Origin of the sequence: Serratia proteamaculans (assembly GCF_949794035.1) — a bacterium.
GTDB lineage: Bacteria > Pseudomonadota > Gammaproteobacteria > Enterobacterales > Enterobacteriaceae > Serratia > Serratia proteamaculans.
The window spans coordinates 638012-663326 of the sequence record NZ_OX461105.1 but is presented as its reverse complement, the minus strand read 5'-3'; the positions used below and the strand labels follow the sequence as shown (position 1 = coordinate 663326).

Here is a 25315-nt window from a genome sequence, read left to right as displayed (position 1 = left end):
TCAAAATCAATAACGCCTCTGCCACTCGGCATCGGTCAGCACTTTGGCCGGCCGGTGCATGAGATAGCGATAAAATGCGTCGTAAGCCAACACGTTCTTCACGTAGGAACGGGTTTCCGAGAACGGAATGCTTTCGACAAACGCCACCGCGTCAACCCGCCCTTCACTGTTACCCAGCCAGGTATTCACCCGCGATGGACCGGCATTGTAAGCCGCCGATGACAGGATACGGTTGCGACCGAACTGCTGGTATACGTACTCCAGATAGCTGGTACCGATGGTAATATTGACACGCGGATCAAGCAGTTGGCTTGGGCTTGAGTAACCGGGAATATTGTACATCTGCACGGTATGCTGCGCGGTACGTGGCATCACCTGCATCAGGCCGCTGGCCCCGACCGGTGACTGCGCTTTCGGGTTCCAGGCGCTCTCCTGACGGGCAATGGCCATGGCATAGCTTGGTGTTATCCCCTTATCATCGGTCGCGGCACGGAATTCTTGCGGCCAGGCCACCGGGAAGCGTTCTTCAAGGTGATCCCACATTTTGCCGACGATGGTCGCCTGCACGCTGAGATCGGCCCATTTTTGCTCAAAAGCGTAACGCGCCAGCGCTTCCTGTTCCGGACGGCTGCGGCTGGCCACGAACGAAGTCCATTCACTGCGCGCCAGATTATCCATGTTCCAGTACATCAGTTCGCGCACCCTGGCGATTTCCGGTCCGTCCACCAGCGAAGCGCGGGGCTTCGCCGCCACTGCCACCATCACCGGATAAGGCGTATTCAGTTTCTGCGCCGCTACCATCGGGTAGAAGCCACGTTCGCTCATCAGCCGACGCAGGATCTCTTCCCCTTCGCTACGTTTGCCTTCGTCCAGTAAAATGCTCGCACGCCAGTAGCGCCATTCATCTTTATTACGTGATTCCGTCGGCAGACGCGCCAGCCAGGTTGCCACCCCCTGACGATCGCCGGCGCCCAGCGCCATACGCACGCGACGCTCCAGCAGTGCCGGTGACTGACTACGCAAGATCACCTTGTCGCGCCACTGGGTCTGTTCAAAGGTCGCGTCGCTGCCCATCAGACGCCATGCCACTGCCTCTTCCAGTCCCAGTCGCTCGCTATCGCTCATTTTCTGCAGGCGGGCAAGGGTTGGGATCATCGCGCGGGCATTTTCCGCATCCTGACGCGCCAGACGCTCGAAAGCGATGCCGGTTGCCGCACGGGTAAAGTCAGTCGGGCCCACGCTGCGGGCAAAGGACTCGACCGTCGCAGGATCGTTTTGCAGGCGCACCAGGGCATCGCCCATGGTCTGATAATCTGACGGCAACTGACGGTAGAGGCTGTTCACCAGGCCACTGTTGCCCTCTTTCAACGCCAGTTTCATGCGTTCCAAAATAGCCGATGGCGTTTGTTTACCGGCCCCCTGCCACACGTTGAACAACTTGTCACAGGCCCCCGGCAACGATTTACCGCTCATCCAGATGTCGTCGACGCCGCTCCAGGCCGCAGGCTTATCGCCGGTGGCCCATTTGGCATAGTAATAATTACAGCGTGCCGCGATAGGTTTCGGCGGCTGCGGGCTGAAGGTCAACAGGGTACGCCAGTCTTCACGTCGCGCCAGTTCATTCACAAAACGCGGAGCCAGTGACTTGGCCGGCGGCAGCGTCGGATGCTGCTTGATAAAGTCATTTACCTCAGAGAATCCGGCCTGGCTGAGATCTTGCGTCAGCTCACGGTATTCCAGATAAGGGTAAAGTGGGTAATCACGCAGCGTCGGCATCAGTTGCGCCACCACGTCCATCTGTTTACTGTCCCACGCCTGCTTAATCTGCAGGTAACGCTGACGCTGAGCGTCCAGCGAGTCCGCCAATGCGGCGCTTGAAAATGCCGTCAGGCACAGGCCCACAGCTAAAAACCGCCACTTGTCTACCTTGACCATACTGACTCTTTCCTCGCTAATGCTGATGGTGTTGCCAGAGCCGGTTCACCCCGTTGCCGCGCTACGCCAGCAGCCAACGGATCGGTAAACCCGACTCTCCGAGTATTTCACGCCCTGTCGTGGGATAACGACTATCCGGCACGCCAGAACAAAAGAGGGGGCGCTGAGCAACCCGCTCAGCCATCTACCATAGACAGCGGGATCGCTTATCCATTCACTACTGTAGAAGAAGTTTATCGTCACGATGGGCCTCAGGTAAAAAAGGTTTACCCTCGCTGACAAATTAATTAAAGCTGGCGACAATTTTGCCGTATTAATCATTTCACTCCGGCGTTAACACTAACCGGCCGGATCCTCAATTATTAATCCCCGCTGCCAATATAAAATGAAGCCATTTGAAATTATTAGCCGTCGCAGGATTTCGCCATCAAAACGATAAGCAGAAACGTTGCGCAAACCGCCAGAATCCAGGTCTGCCGCACTAACTTTGCAGAAAACGCCTGGCAAACCCTGAGGGACGTTTTTATACTATTAAAAAAAGCTAGGATAATTCCGAGAAAACGGCACATAAAGCGCGCAACAGGGATATCTTATAATACAATCCGCGCCAATTATGGGTTAGATAGTGTTCACCAGGCAGTGCGATTGACAGTTTTCAGCAAGACAATTATCCCTTCAACCGGGTCAGGCTTCTCATTGTTATGTTGCCGCAACAGCACTGCGGACGTGGGCAGGAATGGCAGATGAAGATGGCAAAGTATGCCGCGTTGTTAGCGACCTGCGCAAAAAGCTCCCTCAGGAGCTTCATTTGCGCACGTCTGGACTGCAGCCGTCTGTTGTCGCTGGTTCTGCTCGTCCTGTTGGCATTTCCCGGTTTGGCACGTCCCGAGACTGGCGACCCACATAAAAGTCGCACCCACGCCGTCACTACCGTGGTAGTCGGCATTATCAGCTATGCCCGCTGGCCCAGTGAACCCAACCCCATCCGACTTTGCGTGACGGCGCCGACACAATATGCCGAAGGCCTGTTCGATCCCATCTTGCTGAGCGCCCCCAGGCCAATAAAAGCCGAGCGTATCGCTTTCGACAGCCCGTTGCTGAGCACCGGCTGTGACGTGATTTATTTGGGCAATATCAATGCCGGTCAGAAACAGAATTTTATGCAACGCATTAACGGCCACTCCATTCTCAGCATCAGCGAGAATGATGATGAATGCTCCGCCGGCAACGCATTTTGCCTGCAGTTCGAAGGTGACACGGCCAGCTTTAAAGTGAACCTTGACGCACTGGCACGCAGCGGCGTGCGCGTTCACCCCAACGTGCTGCAACTGGCACGTAAACAGGCCCCCCCACTATGAAGTGGTTGCGCAAGAACCGATCGGGTCAGTCGCGACCTACGCTGGGGCGGGTGCTGCAACGGGTGCACCTTGGACTGGCGCTGATTGCCGTCGGCACCGCCGGAATTTTCCTGACGCTGGTCGCGTTGTTTGCGCTGCGCGCCTATGCCGACCATAACCTGCATCTGATTGCGCGCTCCATCAGCTACACCGTCGAAGCTGCCGTGGTATTTGAAGACCGCACTGCCGCACGTGAGGCACTGGTATTAATCGCCTCCAAAGAAGAAGTATCAGAGGCAAGAATTCTGAACAACAGCGGCAAAGTGCTCGCCAGTTGGCGTCATCCCAAAGATGGCCCGCTGCACGGTATGGAAGAAATCGTGGCCCACTGGGCGCTGCCCGAGCCGGTGATCCTGCCGATTACTCACGAAGGCAAAGAGGTCGGCAAAGTATGGCTGCTCGGCCACGGCGGCAGCCTGCTGCGTTTTCTGTTGCGCGGTATGGTCGGCATGATCGCCTGTCTGGTGCTCAGTACCCTGTGTGCGCTGGTGCTTTCCCGTCGCATGCTGTTGGGGATTGTCCGTTCGCTGGATGACATCGCCAATGTCGCACATGCGGTACGCCGCGATCGCGCCTTTGGCCTGCGGGTGCCATCAGCGCCAATTGCCGAACTGCATGAGCTGAGCGTCGACTTTAATGGCCTGCTCGATGAGCTGGAAGCCTGGCAGGCACACCTGAAACAGGAAAATGATTCACTGACTCACCGGGCAACGCACGACAGCCTGACCGGCTTGCCGAACCGCGCCTTCTTTGAAGGGCGACTGAGCCGTGCGTTGGGGGACATTAAACCGACCGAAAAGCTGGCGGTGCTGTTTATCGACGGTGACCGCTTCAAGGAGGTCAATGACAGCTACGGTCACGCCGCAGGCGACATGGTGCTGACCACCATTGCCGGGCGCATTCGCGCACAGCTGCGTGAAAGCGACCTGGTGGCACGTTTAGGAGGTGATGAGTTCGCCGTATTATTGGCACCGGTCCACACTACGGAAGATGTCCTGCAGATTGCCGATAACATTATTGACTGCATGACCCAACCGGTCATTTTGCCGAACGACGAGGCGGTGATTTCCTCTCTGAGTATCGGTATTGCCCTTTACCCTGAGCATGCGGTAACGCCTCAAGGGCTCTTGCACGAAGCTGACGATGCAATGTACCAGGCAAAGCATCGTTATAACGGAGGCTGGCGGCTGGCAATACAGAAATAAAGCCCCGGCTAAAAAATAAAACTAGGGATTTGATTATGATACAGCAAACACTAAAAAACCGTTTCTCACTGCTGGCGATGATGTTTATCGCCCTGCTGGCGCTCGCCGGCTGCCAGAGCAAACCGCAGGGCCTGACGCCTGAGCAGATTGCCCTGTTGCAGTCACAAGGGTTCAAACTGACGGACAACGGCTGGGAATTTGGCCTGTCCGACAAGGTGCTGTTTGGCAATAACGTCGGCAAACTGAACCCGGAAAGCACCGATACGGTACAAAAAATGGGTCGCGCGCTGATGAGCGTCGGCATCACCCAATTCCGTCTGGACGGTCATACGGATAATTACGGTGAAGACAACTATAACGATCAGCTTTCGCTGCGCCGCGCCAACGCGGTGGCCGATCTGCTGGCCAGCGTCGGCATTCCTCGTTCCAACATCGAAACCCGCGGCATGGGTAAACGCGATCCGGTGGCCGATAACCGCACCTCCAGCGGCCGTGCGGAAAACCGCCGCGTCGCTATTGTTGTCACCCCTTAAGCGACCAATATGCGCCATCACGGGCGCATAAAGGGTTATACCCGTCATCTTTCAAGCCGCAGCGTTGTTACCTGCACTAGCTCACCCCAGTTACTTACTCAAGTAAGCGCCTGGGGATGAGCGAGCTGGGCGCCTAGCTGCAACTTGAAAGCTATAGGGTTATACTTAGCGATCGCTGTGTGATGTCTGGGATCCGCTTTCGAAACGGGCTACACTCCGCAGCCAGACATCCTATAAAAACTGATATAGAGAGGCAGAGGCACCGTGGCTCAATACGTCTATACCATGCATCGCGTCGGCAAAGTGGTTCCGCCGAAGCGTCACATCCTGAAAAACATCTCGCTGAGCTTCTTCCCGGGCGCCAAAATTGGCGTGCTGGGTCTGAACGGCTCAGGTAAATCCACTCTGTTGCGCATCATGGCCGGCATCGATACCGATATCGAAGGTGAAGCCCGCCCGCAGCAAGGGATTAAAATCGGTTACCTGCCACAGGAACCGCAGTTAAACCTGGAACACAGCGTTCGTGAGTCAGTCGAAGAAGCGCTGGCGGAAGTGGTCGGCGCACTGAAACGTCTTGATGAGGTGTACGCGCTGTACGCTGAAGAAGGCGCCGACTTCGACAAGCTGGCCGCTGAACAGGGCCGCCTGGAAGAGATCATTCAGGCCCACGATGGCCACAACCTGAACACCCAGCTTGAGCGTGCCGCCGATGCGTTGCGCCTGCCGGAATGGGACGCGAAAATCGCCAACCTCTCCGGTGGTGAGCGTCGCCGCGTAGCGCTGTGCCGCCTGCTGCTGGAAAAACCGGACATGCTGCTGCTCGACGAACCGACCAACCACCTGGATGCTGAATCCGTGGCCTGGCTGGAACGCTTCCTGCACGACTTCGAAGGCACCGTGGTGGCCATTACCCACGACCGTTACTTCCTCGACAACGTGGCCGGCTGGATCCTCGAGCTGGACCGTGGCGAAGGCATTCCATGGGAAGGTAACTACTCTTCCTGGCTGGAGCAGAAAGACGCTCGTCTGGCGCAGGAAGCCTCTTCCGAAGCCGCACGTCGCAAATCCATCGAGAAAGAGCTGGAGTGGGTTCGCCAGGGCGCTAAAGGCCGTCAGTCTAAAGGCAAGGCCCGTTTGGCCCGCTTTGAAGAGCTGAACAGCACTGATTACCAGAAGCGTAACGAGACCAACGAACTCTTTATCCCACCTGGCGCACGCCTGGGTGATAAGGTTCTAGAAATCAGTAATCTGCGCAAGTCCTACGGCGACCGTTTACTGATTGACGATCTCACCTTTGCGGTACCGAAAGGCGCGATTGTCGGCATTATCGGCCCGAACGGCGCGGGTAAATCCACGCTGTTCCGCATGATGTCCGGTCAGGAACAGCCTGATTCCGGCAGCATCGTGCTGGGTGACACCGTCAAGCTGGCCTCGGTCGATCAGTTCCGCGACAGCATGGATAACTCCAAAACCGTGTGGGAAGAAGTATCTGGCGGTCAGGACATCATGCGTGTCGGCAACACCGAAATGCCAAGCCGCGCCTACGTCGGCCGCTTTAACTTCAAGGGTGTCGATCAGGGCAAACGCGTCGGCGAGTTGTCCGGGGGTGAACGTGGTCGTCTGCATCTGGCCAAGCTGCTGCAGGTTGGCGGCAACGTACTGCTGCTCGATGAACCGACCAACGACCTGGATATTGAAACCCTGCGCGCGTTAGAAAACGCCCTGTTGGAGTTCCCTGGCTGCGCGATGGTTATCTCGCACGACCGTTGGTTCCTTGACCGCATCGCCACCCACATTCTGGATTACCAGGATGAAGGCAAAGTGGAGTTCTTCGAAGGTAACTTCACCGAATACGAAGAGTACAAGAAACGGACGCTGGGCGCCGAAGCGCTTGAGCCACACCGTATCAAGTACAAAAGAATCACCAAGTAATCCGAAAGGCGCCGCATGCGGCGCCTTTTTTATTCCCGCGCCAGCTCGCGGGCATAGTCGTCAAATACCGAGTGCTGCAATACCACATCGATAAAACAGGCCAGCGCCGGTGAATTCAACTTGCGGCTCGGATAGACCAAATACAGTTCATTGCCTTCCGCCTGCCAGTCCGGCAACACCTCAACCAATTGCCTCTGTGCCACCACCTCACGGCTGAGAAAAGCCGGCAGCAAGGTAATGCCCGCACCGGCAATCGCACATTCACGCGCGTACAACAGATTATCGGTGATATGCCGCATCGGCAGTTGCCAACGAAAATAGTCGTCACCCCTGCGCAGGCTCCAGACCGGCCAGGAGCGGTGTGCAATACAACGGTGCTGCTGCAACTGCTGCGGATCGACAATCGGTGGGGACTCTGCCAAATAAGCCGGTGAAGCCAGTAAATAACGCGGCGCATGCCCCAAGCGACGGCCAATCAGTGAAGAATCCTGTGGCTTGCCGGTGCGCAACGCCGCATCGAACCCTTCCTGCACCATGTCCACCATCGCATCAGACACCGACACCTCCAGCGAGACGTCCGGATATTGGCGCTGGAAATCCGCCGCCAGCCGCGCCAGCAACGTCGCCCCCAGTCCGGCAGGCGTCGAGATGCGCAACCGCCCGCTGGGGTTATCACGCAGCCGTTGCAGCGCCAGATCGGCCCGTTCGGCGGCGGACAGCATCTCCTGGCAGTGCTCCAGATAACGCTCGCCGGCAAAGGTCAGATTGAGCTGACGGGTGGTACGGTTCAGCAGCCGCAGGCCCAGCGTCTGTTCCAACTGGCTGATGCGCTGGCTAACGCTGGACTTCGGCAAAGCGGCACGTTTGGCGGCGGCGGTAAAACTGCCACACTCGGCCACCAGCGCAAACAACGCCATATCCTGTAGCTGCTTAAACCTCATTGTTCACCTCAAACGAACACTTAGTTAGTTATTGTCCATCTTATCACTCCCCTCCAACAGGTCTACACTGGGGCTATACATTCGAAAGGAGCAAAGTCATGCCGATTAAAGCCATTGCCGTAAACCCGAAAAACCCCGCCGGTTTCATTGAAATCAGCCCGGAAAAAACCACCCCAGGCCAGTACGATTTACTGGTGGAAGTCAAAGCGGTGTCGGTCAACCCGGTGGACACCAAGGTTCACGCCGGTCTGCAAAAAAGCGGCCTGCAGCAGCCACGTATTCTCGGTTGGGATGCCAGCGGCGTAGTGGTAGAAGTGGGCAGCAGCGTCAGTGGTTTCAAGCCCGGCGATGAAGTCTGGTATGCCGGTGACATCACCCGCCCAGGCAGCAACACCACCCATCAGTTGATTGATTCGCGCATTACCGCCCATAAGCCACGTAGCCTGAACTGGGCCGAGTCCGCAGCGATGCCATTGACCGCCCTGACCGCCTGGGAAGCGCTGTTCGAACACCTGAAAATTCAGGACGCCGCGCCTGGCAAAACCCTGTTGATTATCGGCGGTGCCGGTGGCGTAGGTTCGTTGGCCATCCCATTTGCTGCCCAGCGCAGCCAGGTAAAGGTGATTGCGACTGCATCGCGCCCCGAATCAGCGGCCTGGTGTCGGGAGCGCGGTGCCGATCTGGTGGTCGACTACCACGATTTGAAAGCTAATCTGGCGCAGCAGGGTATTGAGAGCGTGGATTATATTCTTTGCCTGAACGATACCGACGGTCACTGGCAAGCCATTTCCGATCTGATCGCGCCAATGGGCCATATCTGCACCATCGTAGAAAACGCCCAGCCGTTGGACCAAAATGCATTGAAGTTGAAAAGTGCCGCGCTGCACTGGGAATTGATGTTTACTCGCAGCATGTTCACCACGCCGGACATCGCCCAACAGGGTGAGATCCTCAAGCAAGTGGCGCAACTGCTGGATGAAGGAAAACTGAGCACCACCCTGAGCGAAACCTTGCAAGGGCTGACGGTAGAGACCCTGACCGCCGCGCATAAAAAGCTGCACGACGGGCATATGCAGGGCAAACTGGTGATTGTTTACTGATGACAGTTGGGGCGCAGCACTGAACTGCGCCCCAATGGCTTATACCGCCGCAACACCGACCAGCCGACTGGCATCAGCTGCCAGCAACTGCTTGACCAGCTCGACGCAGCGCAGGAAGCGTTCGTCGTAGTCGCTGGACTCCACGTGTACGTACTCGATGTTATTGGCCCGCAGCATCTCTTCCAACAAATGCTGGAACACCTTGCGATCCTTGGGATTCCCCAGACTGCGCAGGCCATCCGCCACCCAGGGGGTGTTATTTTCCAGCAGGATCACCAGATCAAACCGATATTCGTCGATCAGCGCCTGCACAAAGGGGTGTTCTCGCCCTTCGTACTTTTTGCAAAACGCCTGAGTGGTGACAAAGTCGGTGTCGATAAATGCCACTTTGTTGGCGTACTTCACCGCAAAGTCGACGTACTGCGCCTGCCCGAGGGCGATCTTGTCGTAGTCGGAATACTGGAGCGCCATCTCATCCCCGCCAAGGTGCGAGAACACATAGTCGCGGCCATACTCCCAGGCACTGGTAGTGTTAAAGATGTTTGCCAGCTTGTTCACCAGGGTCGATTTACCGCTCGACTCCCCGCCGAGGATCGCCACGGTACGCACAAAGAACGGCTTCACTTCGGTCGGAATATAATCCCAATAGCGGAACGGATCCTGACGGATCTGGCGGCCACTGATATTCATAAATGAACGTTCGGGATCGATCAGGACAGTTTCAATCGCCAGATGTTCACGGTAACGCGGGGCGTCCTGCGCTTCGCTGGAATAGATGAAACTCGGCACTATGGCTTTCTGTTCCAGGAAGGCCTTCACCCCATCGCTCCAGACGTTCCAACCGTGCGGATAGGGTTCAATACCCTGCTCGTCGAACGAATGAATATGGATGTTTTTCTGGTATTTGAAGGTTTGCAGCAGCCAGCGCAGGCGATCGCTGACCGTCGGCTGTTGCGACATCGAACTGTTCTCGAACAGCTCTCTGTCACGCGGTTCGTCGTAACACAGGATCACGTGCAGCTCATCCACCTGGCTACAGGCGCGCTGGATCAGATAGATGTGGCCGGTGTGCAGGGGGTAAAATTTACCAAACACCACGCCGACCTTTTTCTCACGCCGTGGAAATTCCAGGCCAAGATAGCGGTGCAGCGCCTCCAGTTTCTGGGCGCTCGGACTTTTGATTTTGTCGTTTAGCAGCTGGCTGAGGTAGCCTTTGGTCATGCCACTGGCATCCGCCACCTGCTGCAGAGTGCAGCTCTTCTGCTTAATTGACGCCTTCAGGTAATCGAATTGCCGCATAGCCCCTCCGTTTAATATGCTAAACAAAATAGCATAATCTGCACACCGCGTGGCAATTAATAAAACTGCTCCAGGACATCCAGCGCGTCTGCCAATTTCTTCACACCGAACACCTGCATATTGGCCGGTGGTTTTTTCGGTACGTTGGCATGCGGCACGATGGCTCGCTTGAAACCGTGTTTCGCCGCTTCGGAAATTCGCTCCTGACCGCTGGGCACCGGGCGGATCTCCCCCGCCAGCCCCACTTCGCCAAACACCACCAAATCGTTTGGCAGCGGGCGATCGCGCAGGCTGGACACCAGTGACATCAATAGTGCCAGATCGGCGCTGGTTTCACTGACTTTCACCCCGCCAACCACGTTGACGAACACGTCCTGATCGGACATCTGCAGCCCGCCGTGACGGTGCAGCACCGCCAGCAGGATCGCCAACCGGTTTTGTTCCAGGCCAACGGCCACCCGGCGCGGGTTGGACATCATCGAATGATCCACCAGCGCCTGAATCTCCACCAGCAACGGCCGCGTGCCTTCCCAGACCACCATCACCGAACTGCCGGAGGTCACTTCATCGCCACGGCTGAGGAAGATGGCCGACGGGTTGCTGACCTCGCGCAGGCCCTGCTCAGTCATGGCGAAAACGCCCAATTCATTCACCGCACCAAAGCGGTTTTTGTGGCTGCGCAGGGTACGAAAACGCGAATCGGCGTCGCCGTCCAGCAGCACCGAGCAGTCGATACAGTGTTCCAAAACTTTCGGCCCGGCCAGCGAGCCGTCTTTGGTGACGTGTCCCACCATCACAATCGCTACGCCGCGCGTCTTGGCGAAGCGTGTCAGATAGGCGGCAGTTTCACGCACCTGCGCCACGCTGCCCGGCGAAGACTGAATATCAGCCATGTGCATCACCTGGATGGAGTCGATCACCATCAGTTTCGGCTGCTCCTGCTCGGCAATCAGGCAGATCTGCTCGATACTGGTTTCCGACAGCATATTCAGGCCACCGGTTGGCAAACCGAGGCGGTGGGCGCGCATCGCCACCTGTTGCAGTGACTCCTCGCCGGTGACGTACAGGGTTTTCATCTGCTCGGACAGCTTGCACAGCACCTGCAGCAATAGCGTACTCTTGCCGGCACCAGGGTTACCACCGATCAGGATCGCACTGCCCGGCACCACCCCACCGCCCAGCACCCGGTCAAACTCAAGGAAACCGGTGGAGAAACGCGGCAGCTCGTCCAGACTGATGTCCGACAGCTTTTGCACCTTGCTGATACCGGCATCACCGGCGTAGCCGCTAAGACGCTCATTGCGAGAGGAGGAAGACACCGCAGCCAGGCGCACTTCTGTAATGCTGTTCCAGGCGTGGCAAGCGCTGCACTGCCCCTGCCAGCGCGGATAATCGGCCCCGCACTCATTACATACAAACGCCCGTTTTGCTGCTTTTGCCACGTATTACCTCAATCTTTTGTTTATACCCTAAATAATTGGAGCTGCATCAAGGCGGCAAGTTTGTGAGTCCCCAGGAGCTTTTAGGTAAGTGACTGGGGTGAGCAATGCAGCCAAGCTTCAAGTATGAAGGGTTTAGCGAACTTCGTGTTTCAGGCTGCCGGTCAGTACACACAGCACGCCAATCAGGTCAGCATGGCGAATCGACACCTGCGCCTTCTCATAGACTTTCGGTTTGGCGTGATAGGCAATGCCCAACCCGGCAACCTGCATCATTTTCAAATCGTTGGCACCGTCGCCGATGGCCACGGTTTGCTGCGGCGAAATACCCAGCTTTTCCGCCAGAGCAACCAGCGTATCGGCCTTGAACTGTGCGTCGACTATTGACCCCAGCACTTCACCGGTCAGTTTGCCGTCGCGGATTTCCAGCTCGTTGGCCGCCACCGCCACCAGCTTCAATTTGTCACGCAGGTACTCGGCATAATAGGTGAAACCGCCGGACGCGATCGCCACGTGCCAGTCCATCGCCTGCAGCTTGCGCACCAGGTTAATCAGCCCAGGCATCAGCGGCAACTCATCGCGCACCTGCTTGAGGATATTGGCATCGGCACCTTTCAGCGTACCTACGCGCTGGCGCAGGCTGGCGGTAAAGTCCAGTTCGCCGCGCATCGCACGTTCAGTGACTTCAGACACCTGTTCACCGACGCCCGCCAGTTTGGCGATCTCGTCGATGCATTCAATCTCAATCGCGGTAGAGTCCATATCCATCACCAGCAACCCGGGGGTGCGCAGATGGGGGATCTTGCCGAGCGGTGCTACATCCAGCCCGCCCTCTGCCGCCAACAGCTTGGCACGCGCCGTCAGGGTGCCTGCCAGACGCACCACCTGATAATCTTCGACGCACCAGGCAGTAACAATCACCATCGCCGCACCCAGCTTGCGCTGGAAATCGGTAATGCGCGTTTTGTTCAGTTCTCTGCCATATAATAGCCAACCGGTATGACCCGCCCGATAATCCAGCGGCATCACTTCGTCACCGCTCAGCGAAAGGGGAAGACCCGGCCATTGAGAGATCTCTGCCGGGAGATCGCAATAGGTCAGACTATTCGACATCCTTAACTCCTGAAAAAACACTGCATGATAAAACGACGCATCAAGCTATCCTATCGCCATTGCTTCTGGCAACATAAAGTCTCGAAGATGCCCAAGGAACCTGCATGGCTCGCGCTAAACTGAAATTTCGCCTGCACCGCACCGCTATTATCCTGATTTGCCTGGCTTTGCTGGTGCTGCTGATGCAGGGCGCGTCCTATTTTAGCCTGAGTCATCAACTGGCGCGATCCGAACAGGTGGAAGAACTGGCGCAAACGCTGACCAAACAGGTGGCCTCCAGCCTGGCACCGCTGATGGACGACGACAGCGACGTCGATAACCAGCGCATCGACGCCATCCTCAAACAGCTCACCGCGGGCAGTCGCATTCTGGATGCCAGCGTCTATCAGCTTGACGGCACGTTAGTTTCCCACGCCGGTGAACAGATAAGTATACGCGATCGTTTGTCGCTCGACGGTAAACGCGCAGGCAGCTACTTCAATCATCAACTGGTCGAGTCCATTCAGGGCAAAGACGGTCCAATCGGCTTTATCCGCATCACGCTGGACACCCACGTGCTGGCGACCGAATCCAAACAGGTGGACAACACCACCAACCTGCTGCGCCTGATGATCCTGCTGGCTCTGGCCATAGGTATTATTCTGGCGCGCACGCTACTGCAACACCGCCGCAGCCGCTGGCAACAATCACCGTATCTGCTGACCGCCAATACGCCATTGGAAGAAGGTAACACGGTAGAAAATGACGATGATGACGATCGACCGCAAGAGAACAAAGAAGAAGAGAAGAAAATCTGATGATCACATGCTGATGAATGAATATTGAATAGATTGAATATCATTCAACTGGCTGAATCAAAAATAAAAACTGGCTTTTATTTTGCTGAAATGAATAGATTAGTGAATAGATAGGTACAGGGGCGCAGCAAGCTGCTGCGCCCGCTGGGTATTACTCTTTGTCGCCCAACAGCACGGATTCCAGCGCGATAACGATCATTTCGTTAAAGGTGGTTTGACGCTCTGCTGCGGTGGTCGCTTCGTGACGCAGAATGTGGTCAGAAACGGTACAAATGGTCAGTGCCTTACAGCCAAACTCTTCGTACAGCTCTGCCGCCACGCCGTAGATACCGGCCGCTTCCATTTCCACACCCAGAATGCCGTACTTCTTCATTACCTGGAACATGTCTGGATCTGGCGTGTAGAACAGGTCAGCGGAGAAGATGTTGCCTACGCGCGCCGGGATACCCTGCGCTGCCGCTGCGTCTACCGCGTTACGCACCATGTCAAAGTCGGCGATAGCCGCATAGTCATGGTCCTTGAAACGCATGCGGTTCACTTTGGAATCGGTGCAAGCACCCATACCGATCACCACGTCACGCAGTTTGACATCGTCACGCACCGCGCCACAGGAGCCCACGCGGATGATTTTCTTCACGCCGAATTCGGCAATCAGTTCACGCGCATAAATGGAGCAGGACGGGATACCCATACCGTGGCCCATTACGGAGATTTTGCGGCCTTTGTAAGTCCCGGTGAAGCCCAGCATGCCACGCACGTTGTTCACTTCCACCGCGCCTTCCAGGAAAGTTTCCGCGATGTATTTTGCACGCAGCGGATCGCCCGGCATCAGTACTACGTCAGCGAAATCACCCATTTCAGCATTAATATGCGGCGTAGCCATAATTGTCTTCCTTTAAATCGTCGTCATGAATAAAAAAATACGCCGGGCAACCGCCCGGCACTAACAAAGTCTTAGAACATCGATTTGCCGTAATCCATCGGCGACACACCAAAGTAACTGGCGATCGTCTGGCCGATGTCGGCGAAAGTTTCACGGTGGCCCAGCGAGCCCGGCTTCACTTTCGGGCCGTAAACCAATACCGGGATGTGTTCGCGGGTGTGGTCGGTACCCGGCCAGGTTGGGTCACAGCCGTGGTCAGCGGTGAAGATAATGATGTCTTCATCTTTAACCAGTTTCAGCAGCTCCGGCAGGCGGCGGTCGAACAGCTCCAGTGCGGCAGCATAGCCTGCCACGTCACGGCGGTGGCCGTAAGAGGAGTCAAAATCAACGAAGTTGGTGAACACGATAGTGTTGTCGCCGGCTTTTTCCATTTCGATCAGGGTGGCGTCGAACAGCGCGTCGATACCAGTAGCCTTGACCTTTTTGGTGATACCCACGTTGGCGTAGATGTCGGCGATTTTACCGATCGACACCACTTCACCGCCCTTCTCGTCCACCAGCTTTTTCAGTACGGTTGGCGCGGGTGGCTCGACGGCCAGGTCGTGACGGTTGCCGGTACGCTGGAAGTTGCCCGGCTTGTCGCCCAGGAATGGACGCGCGATCACGCGGCCAATGTTATAACCGCCCTCGGTCAACTCTTCACGGGCGATTTCACACAGCTCATACAGACGGTCCAGACCGAAGGTCTCTTCGTGACAGGCGATCTGGAATACCGAGTCAGCAGAGGTGTAGAAAATCGGTTTGCCGGTTTTCATGTGCTCTTCGCCCAACTGGTCGAGGATCACCGTGCCGGAAGAGTGGCAGTTGCCGAGGTAACCCGGCAGGTTGGCGCGCTCAACCAGCTTGTCCAGCAGCTCCTGCGGGAAGCTGTTGTGTTCGTCGCTGAAGTAGCCCCAGTCGAACAGGACCGGCACACCGGCAATTTCCCAGTGGCCTGACGGCGTATCTTTACCGGAAGAGAGTTCGCTGGCGTGTGCATAGGCGCCAATGATGTCCGCATTGCGATCCAGCCCTTGCGGGAAGGTACCGGTGGACTCTTCCGCCGCTTTGCCCAGGCCCAGACGGCTCAGGTTAGGCAGAGTCAACGGGCCCTGACGGCCAACGTTGGCTTCACCGCGCGCGCAAACCTCGGCAATGTGCCCCAGCGTATCGGAACCCTGATCGCCAAATTTTTCGGCATCTTCGCTTGCGCCAATACCGAATGAGTCTAATACCATAATGAATGTACGTTTCATGCTTATCTCCTGTATACCCGTCGCCTTTCAAGCCGCAGCGTTGTTAGCTTCACGTGTAAACCCCAGTCACTTACTTAAGTAAGCTCCTGGGATTTACACGCTAGCCGCCTAGCTGCAACTTGAAATTCATAGGGTATATCAATGTTGTAAGGACACAGCCTATTCTGTGATGCGCTTATAGACCACTGGCGTCACTTCCGGCGCTTTGTCACTCAGCACCATTGCACTGCGTACCGCTTCGGCCGCCTGCTGCCAGCTTTCTTCGTCGTTGGCGTGGATCACCGCCAGCGGTTGCTGGGTATCCACTTTGTCACCCAGGCGCGCCATGCCGGTCAGGCCGACGCTGTAATCGATATTATCGGTCGCGCGACGACGACCACCGCCCAGCGATACCACCGCCATGCCCAGCGCACGGGTATCCATGGCGCTGATGATACCCTGTTTTTCGGCGTAAACCGGTTTGCTCAGGGTTGCGGCAGGCAGGTAGCTGTCATAGCGCTCGACGAAATCGGTCGGGCCCTGTTGCGCCGCCACCATGCGACCAAACACTTCCGCCGCTTTACCATTGTCCAGCACCGCCTGCAGTTTGGCACGCGCATCGGCGTCATCTTTCGCCAGGCCGCCGGAAAGCAGCATTTCCACGCACAGTGCCATAGTTACTTCCAGCAGGCGCGGGTTACGGTATTCGCCAGTCAGGAAACGTACCGCTTCGCGAACTTCGACCGCGTTACCGGCGCTGGAAGCCAGCACCTGGTTCATGTCCGTCAGCAGCGCGGTGGTTTTGCAGCCTGCGCCGTTCGCCACACCAACAATCGCCTGCGCCAGATCGGCCGACAACGCGTAGGTTGGCATAAAGGCACCGGAACCGACTTTAACGTCCATCACCAAGGCATCCAGCCCTTCTGCCAGCTTCTTCGCCAGAATAGAGGCGGTGATCAGCGGGATAGAATCCACGGTGGCGGTGATATCGCGGGTAGCGTAGAAACGCTTGTCAGCCGGGGCCAGCGAACTGGTCTGGCCGATAATCGCCACGCCCACGTCCTGAATAATCTTACGGAAGGCATTGTCGTCCGGGAAAATATTAAAGCCCGGGATCGCCTCCAGCTTGTCCAGCGTACCGCCGGTATGCCCCAGGCCACGGCCGGAAATCATCGGCACATAGCCACCGCAAGCCGCCACCATCGGGCCGAGCATCAGCGAAGTCACATCGCCCACGCCGCCGGTAGAATGTTTGTCGACCAGCGGTCCGTTCAGTGACAGGCTTTTCCAGTCCAGCACGGTACCGGAATCACGCATCGCCATGGTGAGCGCCACGCGCTCCGGCATGGTCATATCGTGGAAATAAATGGTCATCGCTAATGCCGCGATCTGACCTTCGGAAACCACATTGTCACGGATCCCATTGATGAAAAAGCGGATTTCCGCTTCGCTCAACGGCTGACCGTCACGTTTTTTACGAATAATTTCTTGTGCCAGGAACAAGGCGTCCCCCTGTTTTAGCTAATGTAGAGTACGGGCAGGCGCCATTTCGCGCCTTACCGACGGAATAGATCAGTAACCGTCGCCGGACGTCTCGGCACTGTGGCCCAGCGTCGCCAACAGGCTGGCTAACAGACTGGAAGCCCCGAAGCGGAAATGACGTGCATCGGCCCAGCCCTCACCCAGAATACGATCGGCAAGTTGCAGGTAATGCAGTGCATCTTCTGCCGTACGCACACCACCGGCCGGCTTAAAGCCCACCGTTTTGGCGACGCCCAGATCGCGGATCACCGACATCATCAGCTCAGCGCTTTCCAGCGTCGCGTTGACCGGCACTTTACCGGTTGAGGTCTTGATAAAGTCTGCGCCGGCCTTGATGGCAATTTCCGACGCCTTGCGGATCAGATTGGCCTGCTTCAGCTCACCGCTTTCGATGATCACTTTCAGCAGCACGTTGGCGGCCAGACAGGCCTGCTTGCACTGTTTTACCAGTTCAAAACCGACCTGCTCATTACCGGCGATCAGCGCGCGGTAAGGGAATACCACGTCCACTTCATCGGCACCGTAAGCGATAGCTGCACGCGTTTCCGCCAGCGCAATCTCAATATCATCGTTGCCATGCGGGAAGTTGGTGACGGTCGCAATGCGGATGTCTGGCGTCCCCTGCTCACGCAGGGCCTTGCGCGCCGCCGGGATAAAGCGCGGATAAATGCAGATGGCCGCGGTATGTCCGGCCGGGCTGTTCGCCTGACGACACAGCGCGATCACTTTCTCATCGGTGTCATCATCGTTCAGCGTGGTTAAATCCATTAGGGTCAGCGCACGTTGCGCTGCTGCGGTTAATTCGGTCATAAAACTCTCCAACTGAGTACCTGGGTGTTGGCGAGCGGACTTGGTTCCTTGAAGATAGCGCTGGGGAACGGGTTCCCTCATCGGCAACTGAGATCCTTCTCACCGCACATGACGCTGCGCCTCGCGCAGGGTCAGTAATAGCTATTTGAACACGATCGCCTGAGGCAATTCGCGCTCGCAGTCACACTATATGAAATAACACTGTAACAGACCGGAATTATATGTGAAGAGCATCACAAAATAACGCGATATCGTTCACAAATTCGCTAAAGAAACGGGCAAAGACAGCGGGCACAGCATTCTGTGCCCGTGTTAGAAGTATAGGCGGTGTCCTGCAATAGAGCCTGTTGCCCTCTGCAGGACAGCCCCGGGCTTACAGCGCCAGGAAGAACCCGGCGATGGTCGCGCTCATCAGGTTGGAGAGCGTGCCCGCCGCTACGGCTTTCAGACCGAAACGTGCGATGTCGTGACGACGGTTCGGCGCCATGCTGCCCAGGCCGCCGAGCAGGATCGCCACCGATGACAGGTTGGCAAAGCCGCACAGGGCAAAGGAGATGATCGCCTTGGTATGCGCCGACAACACCTGCAACCCGTCTGCCGCAACCACGTCATCCGGACGCAGATAGGCACCGAAGTTCATGTAGGCAACAAATTCATTCACGATAATTTTCTGGCCGATAAACGAACCGGCGGTCATCGCTTCATGCCAAGGCACCCCGATCAGGAAGGCTATCGGTGAGAATACCCAGCCGAGTATCAATTCCAGTGACAGTTGCGGGAAGTCGAACCAGCCGCCGATACCCCCGAGGATACCGTTCAACAGGGCGATCAATGCGATAAACGCCAGCAACATCGCGCCCACGTTCAACGCCAACTGCATGCCGGAAGCCGCGCCTGAAGCCGCCGCATCGATCACGTTAGCCGGGCGATCTTCTTCCGCGATCAGCTTCGTCGCATCGTCTTTATCGTGGGTTTTTTCAGTTTCCGGCACCATCAGCTTGGCAAACAGCAAGCCACCCGGCGCAGCCATGAATGAAGCGGCAATCAGGTATTCCAGCGGTACGCCCATCTGGGCATAGCCCGCCAGCACCGAACCGGCCACCGAGGCCAGGCCGCCACACATAACGGTGAACAGTTCAGACTGGGTCATGGTAGCGATATACGGACGCACCACCAGTGGGGCTTCGGTCTGGCCCACGAAGATATTGGCGGTAGCCGACAGGGATTCAGTACGCGAGGTGCCCAACAGCTTTTGCACACCGCCGCCCAGCACGCGGATCACCAGTTGCATGATGCCGAGGTAATAAAGCACGGCAATCAATGAGGAGAAGAACACGATCACCGGCAGGACGCGCAGCGCAAAAACGAAGCCGCCGCCGCCGAAAACTTCAAACATCTTGTCGGATACCAGACCGCCGAAGATAAATGAAATCCCCTGATTACCGTAGGCGATCACGTTCGCCACACCGGCCGACATGCCACCGAGAATGCTGCGGCCAACCGGGACATACAGCACCAGCGCGCCGATGGCTACCTGAAGAACGAATGCCCAGCCAACGGTGCGAAACCTGATCGCACGGCGGTTGCTGGAAAGCAGCACGGCAATGGCGATCAGCGCCGCCATGCCGACCAGGCTCATGATGAGTTGCATGCAAAGTATCCCTGTTGCGAAAAAGAAATGCAGCCCTATCCGGTTGTGCCGCGAGGGTTGCTTATGAGTGATTTCGGAGTGCGATTATACGGAGCGGGGCAGCACCCGCACCGATTTATGTCACAAATATATACAACAGGAAGCAAATGAAAATCTTATAACGTGACGCAAGTCACACTTATTGCGACATTTAACCTTCGAGGGTAAACAAGGCGTGAGTGTTGTGTTGCAGATGGGCGGCAATATCATCCGGGGATTCTGAACGCAGTTGGCACAGCGTATGGAACACTTCAACGGCACGCTCGGGGCGGTTGGCTTGCCCCTGATAACCTGCCAGCGGCATGTCAGGCGCATCGGTTTCCAGCAGCAACGAAGTCAGTGGTAACTGGGCCATCACATTACGGGTTTTCTGCGCCCGCTCATAGCTGATGGTGCCACCGACGCCGATGTAATACCCCAGGCGAATAAACGCCTGCGCCTGGGAAAGGCTACCGGCAAAGCCGTGCACCACGCCACGGCGCGGCACCTCGGCACGGCGCAGCATCGCCGCCAACTGATCGTGGCTGCGGCGGGAATGCAAAATCACCGGCAGGTCGTATTGCTTGGCCAGCTTCAACTGGGCGTTTAACACCCGCTGCTGCCGCTCAAACTGCGGGTTTTCCATATACAGATCGAGGCCGATCTCCCCGACCGCTACCAGCTTCGGCGGTCGGCTGGCAAGAAACGCCGCCAACTGCTCCAGCTCAGGTTCATGGTGCCCGGCAATATACAGCGGGTGCAGCCCCAGAGCGGCAAACAGTGGCGGATATTCGCGCGCCAGCTTCAACACCCGCACAAAGCGATCGGCGGTCACCGTCGGCACGATAATCCGTCGCACACCCGCCTGTTCGGCCAACGCCAGACTTTCGCTCTCATGTCCGCTAAACGGTGGGAAATCAAAATGGCAGTGGGTGTCGGTGAAGTCGTGCATCACAGCAGGCCACCCTCACCCGGAGGTATATCACCCGGCAAGATAATCTCCATCGCAGCCAGTTTGGCTTCCGTCTGGGTGGCAAGATCGCGCGGGTGACTGATATCGGTAATGATCGGTGAAGGCATGATGACGTTTTCCGGCTGGATCAAACGCCGTGATAGCGCCTTCTTCACCTTCATGCCGTCCAGTTTGTCCTGCTCTACCAGCCAGTGGCCGACGGTCGCCAGGAAGTAACGCCCACACTTACGGCCCAGGTGATAGTCCTGATTGAGCGACGTGACGCGACTCCCCAAAGCATTACTGGCTAACGGCTTCGGTGGGAAAATCTCGAAGATGCGCAGTTTGCCGGGCGGTTTCTCAATAAACTGCTGAATGCGGTGATAGCTTTGCTCATGGTGTTGCAGGATGCGTACCATCTGCTGCAGGCTGCTTTCACTCAGCCAGTGCTCCATACGCTTCATCCACTGCGGCGTGTAGTACATCTGCGACGGCACGGTACGGATCACCACTATGGTGTCCGCGCCACGGCGATAGGCCTCTTCAACCGGGATCGCATCGCTGATGCCGCCATCCTGATAACTGACACCGTCCAGTTCTACGCCCATACGGTAAAAACCGGGGATGGCACTGGAAGCCTTGAGAGCCGGCAACCAGCTTGCACGTTGCGCCGGCAGGTAGGTTGGTTCGAAGTCATCACTGCGGCAGGCACACATCAGGAATTCACGCCCATCAATCAGCTGTTTTTCCGCCACATCCATCGCCAACGGAACCTGTTGCGAAGTGGTATCAAGCAGCCAGTCGAGATCAATCAGATGCCCACCGCGCACAAAGCGCAACGGGTTAAAGAATTCAGCGGAGGTGGTGTAACGGGTGATCACCCGCCGCGCGTAGCCCATCTGGCCACAAATAAAAGCCGAGAGGTTCTGTGCGCCGGCAGAAGTGCCGATCATCAGATCAAAAGGGTTAAAGCGGGCACGCTGAAACTCGTCCAGCACGCCGGCGGTAAAAATGCCGCGCTGCCCGCCCCCTTCACATACCAGCGCCATTTTACCGGGCCGATAAGGTTTATACGCCAGCGGTTCGATATTGCCGAGCGTGATGGGTATTCTGTATCCCAACCCTGCATCCTCAGTGAGACGTTTTACCCGAGGATACCTTGTCTTGCTCTCTTCCGTAATCCTCTTGCAGTACACCAGAGAGGCAGTCATTACTTCCCATCAGCCAGATGCAGTCGCTGTCGGACCACTCCGCCAATGCCTGACACACCCGGCCCTTCAGCTGTTTCCAGCGTCCGAAGATGATGTCGCTATTCATGACTGACCTCCCTGCTAAGAGAAAAGGAATTAAGCTTTGTTACACTTTGAGAGAAAAGCTAAGGGCGTCGGCGGCCGGTAAACAGGCTGACCAGGAACAGAATGATACCCACGACGAAGACGATTTTTGCTGCCCAGGCGGCGGTACCCGCCAGCGTCCCAAAACCTAACGCCGCAGCAATCAATGCGATGACTAAAAAGATAATGCCCCAACGAAACATAAGCTTCTCCTTACCATAGTGAAAAAACGCATCGCAATCCGTGCCCTTCTCGGGCGCTGCAAGATTGCAGGTCAGTTTCTTTTTTTGATGGTGCATCCCGGGTTAACCTTTCTGCTAACCCGGGATTTGGTGCTTGTTGTCACGCGTACTAAAAAATTTATGGCTTAACGACCAGGTCGTTCTTGACGCTTTTCACGCCATCGATAGCCTTGGCGATGCTCTCTGCACGCTCTGCCTGTGCCTGAGTTTTCACTTCACCGGAAAGCTGTACCACACCGTCGGTGGTTTCTACTTTCACGTTGCGTGAAGGCACGATGTCATCGGCCAGCAGTTTGGCTTTCAGCTCGCTGGTGGTTGCGGTATCACCGGCATAAGCCTTCACTGACTGTTTGCTTTCGTCTTTCACATGCAGCTTGTCGCTGACGGATTTGACGCCTTCTACTTTGCCGGCCACTTCAACCGCGTGCTCGGCCTGCGCCTGGCTACCGACAAAACCACTCAGGGTAACGGTGCCTTTTTCGGTTTTCACCGAGATATCGGTGCTGGAGATGGTTTTGTCATCGACCAGCGCACTTTTAACTTTAGCCGTTGTTGCGCTGTCATCCATGTAGCCGTCAACTTTTTTCATGGAGCTATCGATTTTGGCACCCGCGCTATCAGCGGCACTTGACGCTTTATTGAGCATAGTCTCTTCAGCCAGCGCGCTGCCACTAACCAGAACGGAACCCAAAACAACAGCCATCAGTGATTGTGCAAATTTAGTATTTTTCATCGATCTCTTCCTTTGGTTGTGGATCCAAAATGACTGCGGATCCTTCAGCCGCCATAACGCGACCCACTCAGTAATACTTCACGATTTCTATACGTTCAAACAGTCACGTTAAACGATTGTTGTCACAGCAGGAGTATTGCAACGGCTGTGCCAATTTTAAAACACCCTTTAAAATCAACAACAAAACAAAAACAGCTTACTTTTCAGGCTAAAAACTGTCGCCTATTGACGACAATACCAATCAGTAAAATCAATGTTATTGCTATGTTATTGATTTACATGGCATCACACTGTCTCTGATTGGCAACAGTGCCGAATAACTCGCTACCGTTATGACAAAATGCAGTGAATTACGCTTACCGGATCGGTTATGCCCTGTTAAATATAGACCATGTGGCAGAAAACGCAGGTATAGCTGAGCAAATCCTGGCGGATGCAGAGGGGCTGAAAAGATGAAGGAGACTTATTAATTAGCAGAATGGGGGAAACAATATGACCGCAGGGCACCCTAAGGCGCCCTGCTGTTCTGTTAGTGCTCGCGTGTTTTGCGGAACACCACTTCAGGGTAGCGTTCCTGGGTGATGTTCAGGTTAACCATGGTTGGCGCGATGTAAGACAGGTTGTCACCGCCGTCCAACGCCAGGTTAAGCTCACACTTGCGCTTGAACTCTTCAAACTTCTTCACGTCGCTGCATTCAACCCAACGGGCAGTCGAAACGTTGACCGACTCGTACAAGGCTTCCACGTTGTATTCGCTTTTCAGACGCGCAACCACCACTTCGAACTGCAGCACACCGACCGCGCCGACGATCAAATCGTTGCTGGCGATCGGACGGAATACCTGCACCGCGCCTTCTTCGGACAGTTGCACCAGGCCTTTCAGCAGCTGTTTTTGCTTCAGCGGATCGCGCAGGCGAATACGACGGAACAGCTCCGGCGCGAAGTTCGGAATACCGGTGAACTTCATGTCTTCACCCTGGGTGAAGGTATCGCCGATCTGAATGGTGCCGTGGTTGTGCAGACCAATAATATCGCCCGGGTAAGCTTCTTCCACGTGCGAACGGTCACCCGCCATAAAGGTCAGGGCATCGGAGATCACCACGTCTTTGCCGGTGCGCACCTGGCGCAGCTTCATGCCTTTCTCATAGCGGCCGGAGACCACGCGCATAAAGGCCACGCGGTCACGGTGTTTAGGATCCATGTTGGCCTGGATCTTGAACACAAAGCCGGTGAATTTCTCTTCCGCCGCCACCACTTCACGGGTGCTGCTTTTACGCGGCATCGGTGCCGGTGCCCAGGCCACCAGGCCGTCGAGCATATGGTCCACACCGAAGTTACCCAAAGCGGTACCGAAGAATACCGGCGTCAAATCACCGCTCAGGAAAGCTTCATGATCGAACTCATGAGAGGCACCCTGCACCAGCTCCAGCTCTTCACGCAGCTGCGCAGCCAGATCTTCACCCACGGCGACGTCCAGCTCCGGGTTGTCCAACCCTTTGACAATACGCACTTCCTGAATGGTGTGGCCTTTACCGGTCTGATAAAGGTAGGTTTCATCCTTGTACAGATGATAAACCCCTTTAAACAGCTTGCCGCAGCCGATAGGCCAGGTGATCGGTGAGCAGGCGATTTTCAGCTCACGCTCAACTTCATCCATCACTTCCATCGGATCGCGAATATCGCGGTCCAGTTTGTTCATAAAGGTCAGGATCGGCGTATCGCGCAGACGGGTTACTTCCATCAGCTTGCGGGTACGATCCTCAACCCCTTTCGCGGCGTCGATCACCATCAAACAGCAGTCAACCGCGGTCAGGGTACGGTAAGTATCTTCGGAGAAGTCTTCGTGTCCCGGGGTGTCCAGCAGGTTAACCAGACATTCGCGATACGGGAACTGCATCACCGAGGTGGTGATCGAGATCCCACGCTGCTTTTCCATCTCCATCCAGTCGGATTTGGCATGCTGGTTTGAGCCACGGCCCTTTACCGTACCGGCGGTCTGGATAGCCTGTCCGAATAACAGCACCTTTTCGGTAATGGTCGTTTTACCGGCATCGGGGTGCGAGATGATGGCGAAAGTTCTTCTTTTCGAGACTTCGCGGGCAAATTCACTAGGAGACATGTTTTTCAGATTCTACAGTTAGTCCGCCCTGCGAAAGTATCAGAACGCGCCGCGCACGGCGCCAGG

The 25315-nt window shown here is 56.2% G+C and carries 22 protein-coding genes; 6 read left to right on the top strand and 16 right to left on the bottom strand.

Translation table 11 applies throughout. The features are described 5' to 3' along the window. Positions 1 to 6: 6 nt before the first annotated feature. Positions 7 to 1935 (bottom strand): murein transglycosylase, encoded by a 1929-nt coding sequence (gene sltY, locus QOT07_RS03030; RefSeq protein WP_261427625.1) that lies wholly within the window; start codon positions 1933 to 1935, stop codon positions 7 to 9. Between the two features lie 743 nt (positions 1936 to 2678). Between sltY and yfiR the strand changes: the two genes are divergently transcribed. From yfiR to ettA, 4 genes are all read left to right on the top strand, one after another. Continuing rightward, on the top strand, positions 2679 to 3293 hold the full coding sequence (yfiR, locus tag QOT07_RS03025) for a regulatory sequestration protein YfiR (RefSeq protein WP_112348508.1): 615 nt from the start codon (positions 2679 to 2681) through the stop codon (positions 3291 to 3293). Continuing rightward, positions 3290 to 4537, top strand: coding sequence for a diguanylate cyclase DgcN/YfiN (dgcN, locus tag QOT07_RS03020; protein WP_099063145.1), 1248 nt, complete (start codon positions 3290 to 3292; stop codon positions 4535 to 4537). The genes yfiR and dgcN overlap by 4 nt, the downstream gene beginning before the upstream one ends. A 35-nt stretch (positions 4538 to 4572) precedes the next feature. After that, positions 4573 to 5070, top strand: coding sequence for an outer membrane lipoprotein YfiB (gene yfiB, locus QOT07_RS03015; protein WP_283602556.1), 498 nt, complete (start codon positions 4573 to 4575; stop codon positions 5068 to 5070). Between the two features lie 264 nt (positions 5071 to 5334). Beyond that, positions 5335 to 7002, top strand: a complete 1668-nt coding sequence (gene ettA, locus QOT07_RS03010; protein WP_099063147.1) for an energy-dependent translational throttle protein EttA — start codon at positions 5335 to 5337, stop codon at positions 7000 to 7002. Positions 7003 to 7031: 29 nt separating this feature from the next. Here the strand turns inward: ettA and QOT07_RS03005 are convergent, their stop codons facing one another. After that, entirely contained in the window at positions 7032 to 7943 is a 912-nt protein-coding gene (locus QOT07_RS03005) for a LysR family transcriptional regulator (RefSeq protein WP_261427626.1), read from the bottom strand. 98 nt (positions 7944 to 8041) lie between these two features. On the opposite strand from QOT07_RS03005, the gene QOT07_RS03000 reads away from it, so the two are divergent. Then, complete coding sequence (locus QOT07_RS03000; RefSeq protein ID WP_283602555.1) at positions 8042 to 9043, top strand: zinc-binding alcohol dehydrogenase family protein; 1002 nt, start codon at positions 8042 to 8044, stop codon at positions 9041 to 9043. Positions 9044 to 9082: 39 nt separating this feature from the next. Here QOT07_RS03000 and nadR read toward each other — a convergent pair whose 3' ends face one another. From nadR to serB, 3 genes are all read right to left on the bottom strand, one after another. Next, on the bottom strand, positions 9083 to 10342 hold the full coding sequence (gene nadR, locus QOT07_RS02995) for a multifunctional transcriptional regulator/nicotinamide-nucleotide adenylyltransferase/ribosylnicotinamide kinase NadR (RefSeq protein ID WP_085120142.1): 1260 nt from the start codon (positions 10340 to 10342) through the stop codon (positions 9083 to 9085). A 56-nt stretch (positions 10343 to 10398) separates the two neighbouring features. After that, positions 10399 to 11784, bottom strand: a complete 1386-nt coding sequence (radA, locus tag QOT07_RS02990) for a DNA repair protein RadA (protein ID WP_012005120.1) — start codon at positions 11782 to 11784, stop codon at positions 10399 to 10401. Positions 11785 to 11916: 132 nt separating this feature from the next. Then, positions 11917 to 12894 (bottom strand): phosphoserine phosphatase, encoded by a 978-nt coding sequence (serB, locus tag QOT07_RS02985; RefSeq protein WP_261427628.1) that lies wholly within the window; start codon positions 12892 to 12894, stop codon positions 11917 to 11919. 104 nt (positions 12895 to 12998) lie between these two features. Between serB and QOT07_RS02980 the strand changes: the two genes are divergently transcribed. Further along, entirely contained in the window at positions 12999 to 13691 is a 693-nt protein-coding gene (locus tag QOT07_RS02980; protein ID WP_099063150.1) for a YtjB family periplasmic protein, read from the top strand. 151 nt (positions 13692 to 13842) lie between these two features. Here the strand turns inward: QOT07_RS02980 and deoD are convergent, their stop codons facing one another. From deoD to prfC, 11 genes are all read right to left on the bottom strand, one after another. Continuing rightward, on the bottom strand, positions 13843 to 14574 hold the full coding sequence (gene deoD, locus QOT07_RS02975; RefSeq protein ID WP_012005116.1) for a purine-nucleoside phosphorylase: 732 nt from the start codon (positions 14572 to 14574) through the stop codon (positions 13843 to 13845). A 71-nt stretch (positions 14575 to 14645) separates the two neighbouring features. Beyond that, positions 14646 to 15869, bottom strand: a complete 1224-nt coding sequence (gene deoB, locus QOT07_RS02970) for a phosphopentomutase (protein ID WP_261285558.1) — start codon at positions 15867 to 15869, stop codon at positions 14646 to 14648. Positions 15870 to 16028: 159 nt separating this feature from the next. Beyond that, positions 16029 to 17351 carry a thymidine phosphorylase gene (gene deoA, locus QOT07_RS02965; protein WP_099063152.1) on the bottom strand — a complete coding sequence of 441 codons (1323 nt, stop codon included), beginning with the start codon at positions 17349 to 17351 and terminating at the stop codon, positions 16029 to 16031. A gap of 69 nt (positions 17352 to 17420) precedes the next feature. Beyond that, positions 17421 to 18200, bottom strand: coding sequence for a deoxyribose-phosphate aldolase (gene deoC / locus QOT07_RS02960; protein WP_283602554.1), 780 nt, complete (start codon positions 18198 to 18200; stop codon positions 17421 to 17423). A gap of 373 nt (positions 18201 to 18573) precedes the next feature. Further along, positions 18574 to 19851: a NupC/NupG family nucleoside CNT transporter gene (locus QOT07_RS02955; RefSeq protein ID WP_099063154.1), complete on the bottom strand. Its 1278-nt coding sequence runs from the start codon at positions 19849 to 19851 to the stop codon at positions 18574 to 18576. Between the two features lie 190 nt (positions 19852 to 20041). Continuing rightward, a complete protein-coding gene (locus tag QOT07_RS02950; RefSeq protein ID WP_198404425.1) occupies positions 20042 to 20824 on the bottom strand; it encodes a TatD family hydrolase in 783 nt (260 codons plus the stop codon). Further along, on the bottom strand, positions 20821 to 21942 hold the full coding sequence (locus tag QOT07_RS02945; protein WP_099063156.1) for a patatin-like phospholipase family protein: 1122 nt from the start codon (positions 21940 to 21942) through the stop codon (positions 20821 to 20823). The genes QOT07_RS02950 and QOT07_RS02945 overlap by 4 nt, the downstream gene beginning before the upstream one ends. A gap of 10 nt (positions 21943 to 21952) precedes the next feature. Beyond that, a complete protein-coding gene (locus QOT07_RS02940; RefSeq protein WP_099063157.1) occupies positions 21953 to 22138 on the bottom strand; it encodes a CsbD family protein in 186 nt (61 codons plus the stop codon). A gap of 58 nt (positions 22139 to 22196) precedes the next feature. Beyond that, positions 22197 to 22358, bottom strand: a complete 162-nt coding sequence (locus tag QOT07_RS02935) for a DUF1328 domain-containing protein (RefSeq protein ID WP_004955572.1) — start codon at positions 22356 to 22358, stop codon at positions 22197 to 22199. A 157-nt stretch (positions 22359 to 22515) separates the two neighbouring features. Further along, positions 22516 to 23130: a molecular chaperone OsmY gene (gene osmY / locus QOT07_RS02930; RefSeq protein ID WP_099063158.1), complete on the bottom strand. Its 615-nt coding sequence runs from the start codon at positions 23128 to 23130 to the stop codon at positions 22516 to 22518. A gap of 529 nt (positions 23131 to 23659) precedes the next feature. Continuing rightward, positions 23660 to 25249: a peptide chain release factor 3 gene (gene prfC, locus QOT07_RS02925; RefSeq protein ID WP_099063159.1), complete on the bottom strand. Its 1590-nt coding sequence runs from the start codon at positions 25247 to 25249 to the stop codon at positions 23660 to 23662. Positions 25250 to 25315 lie beyond the last annotated feature (66 nt).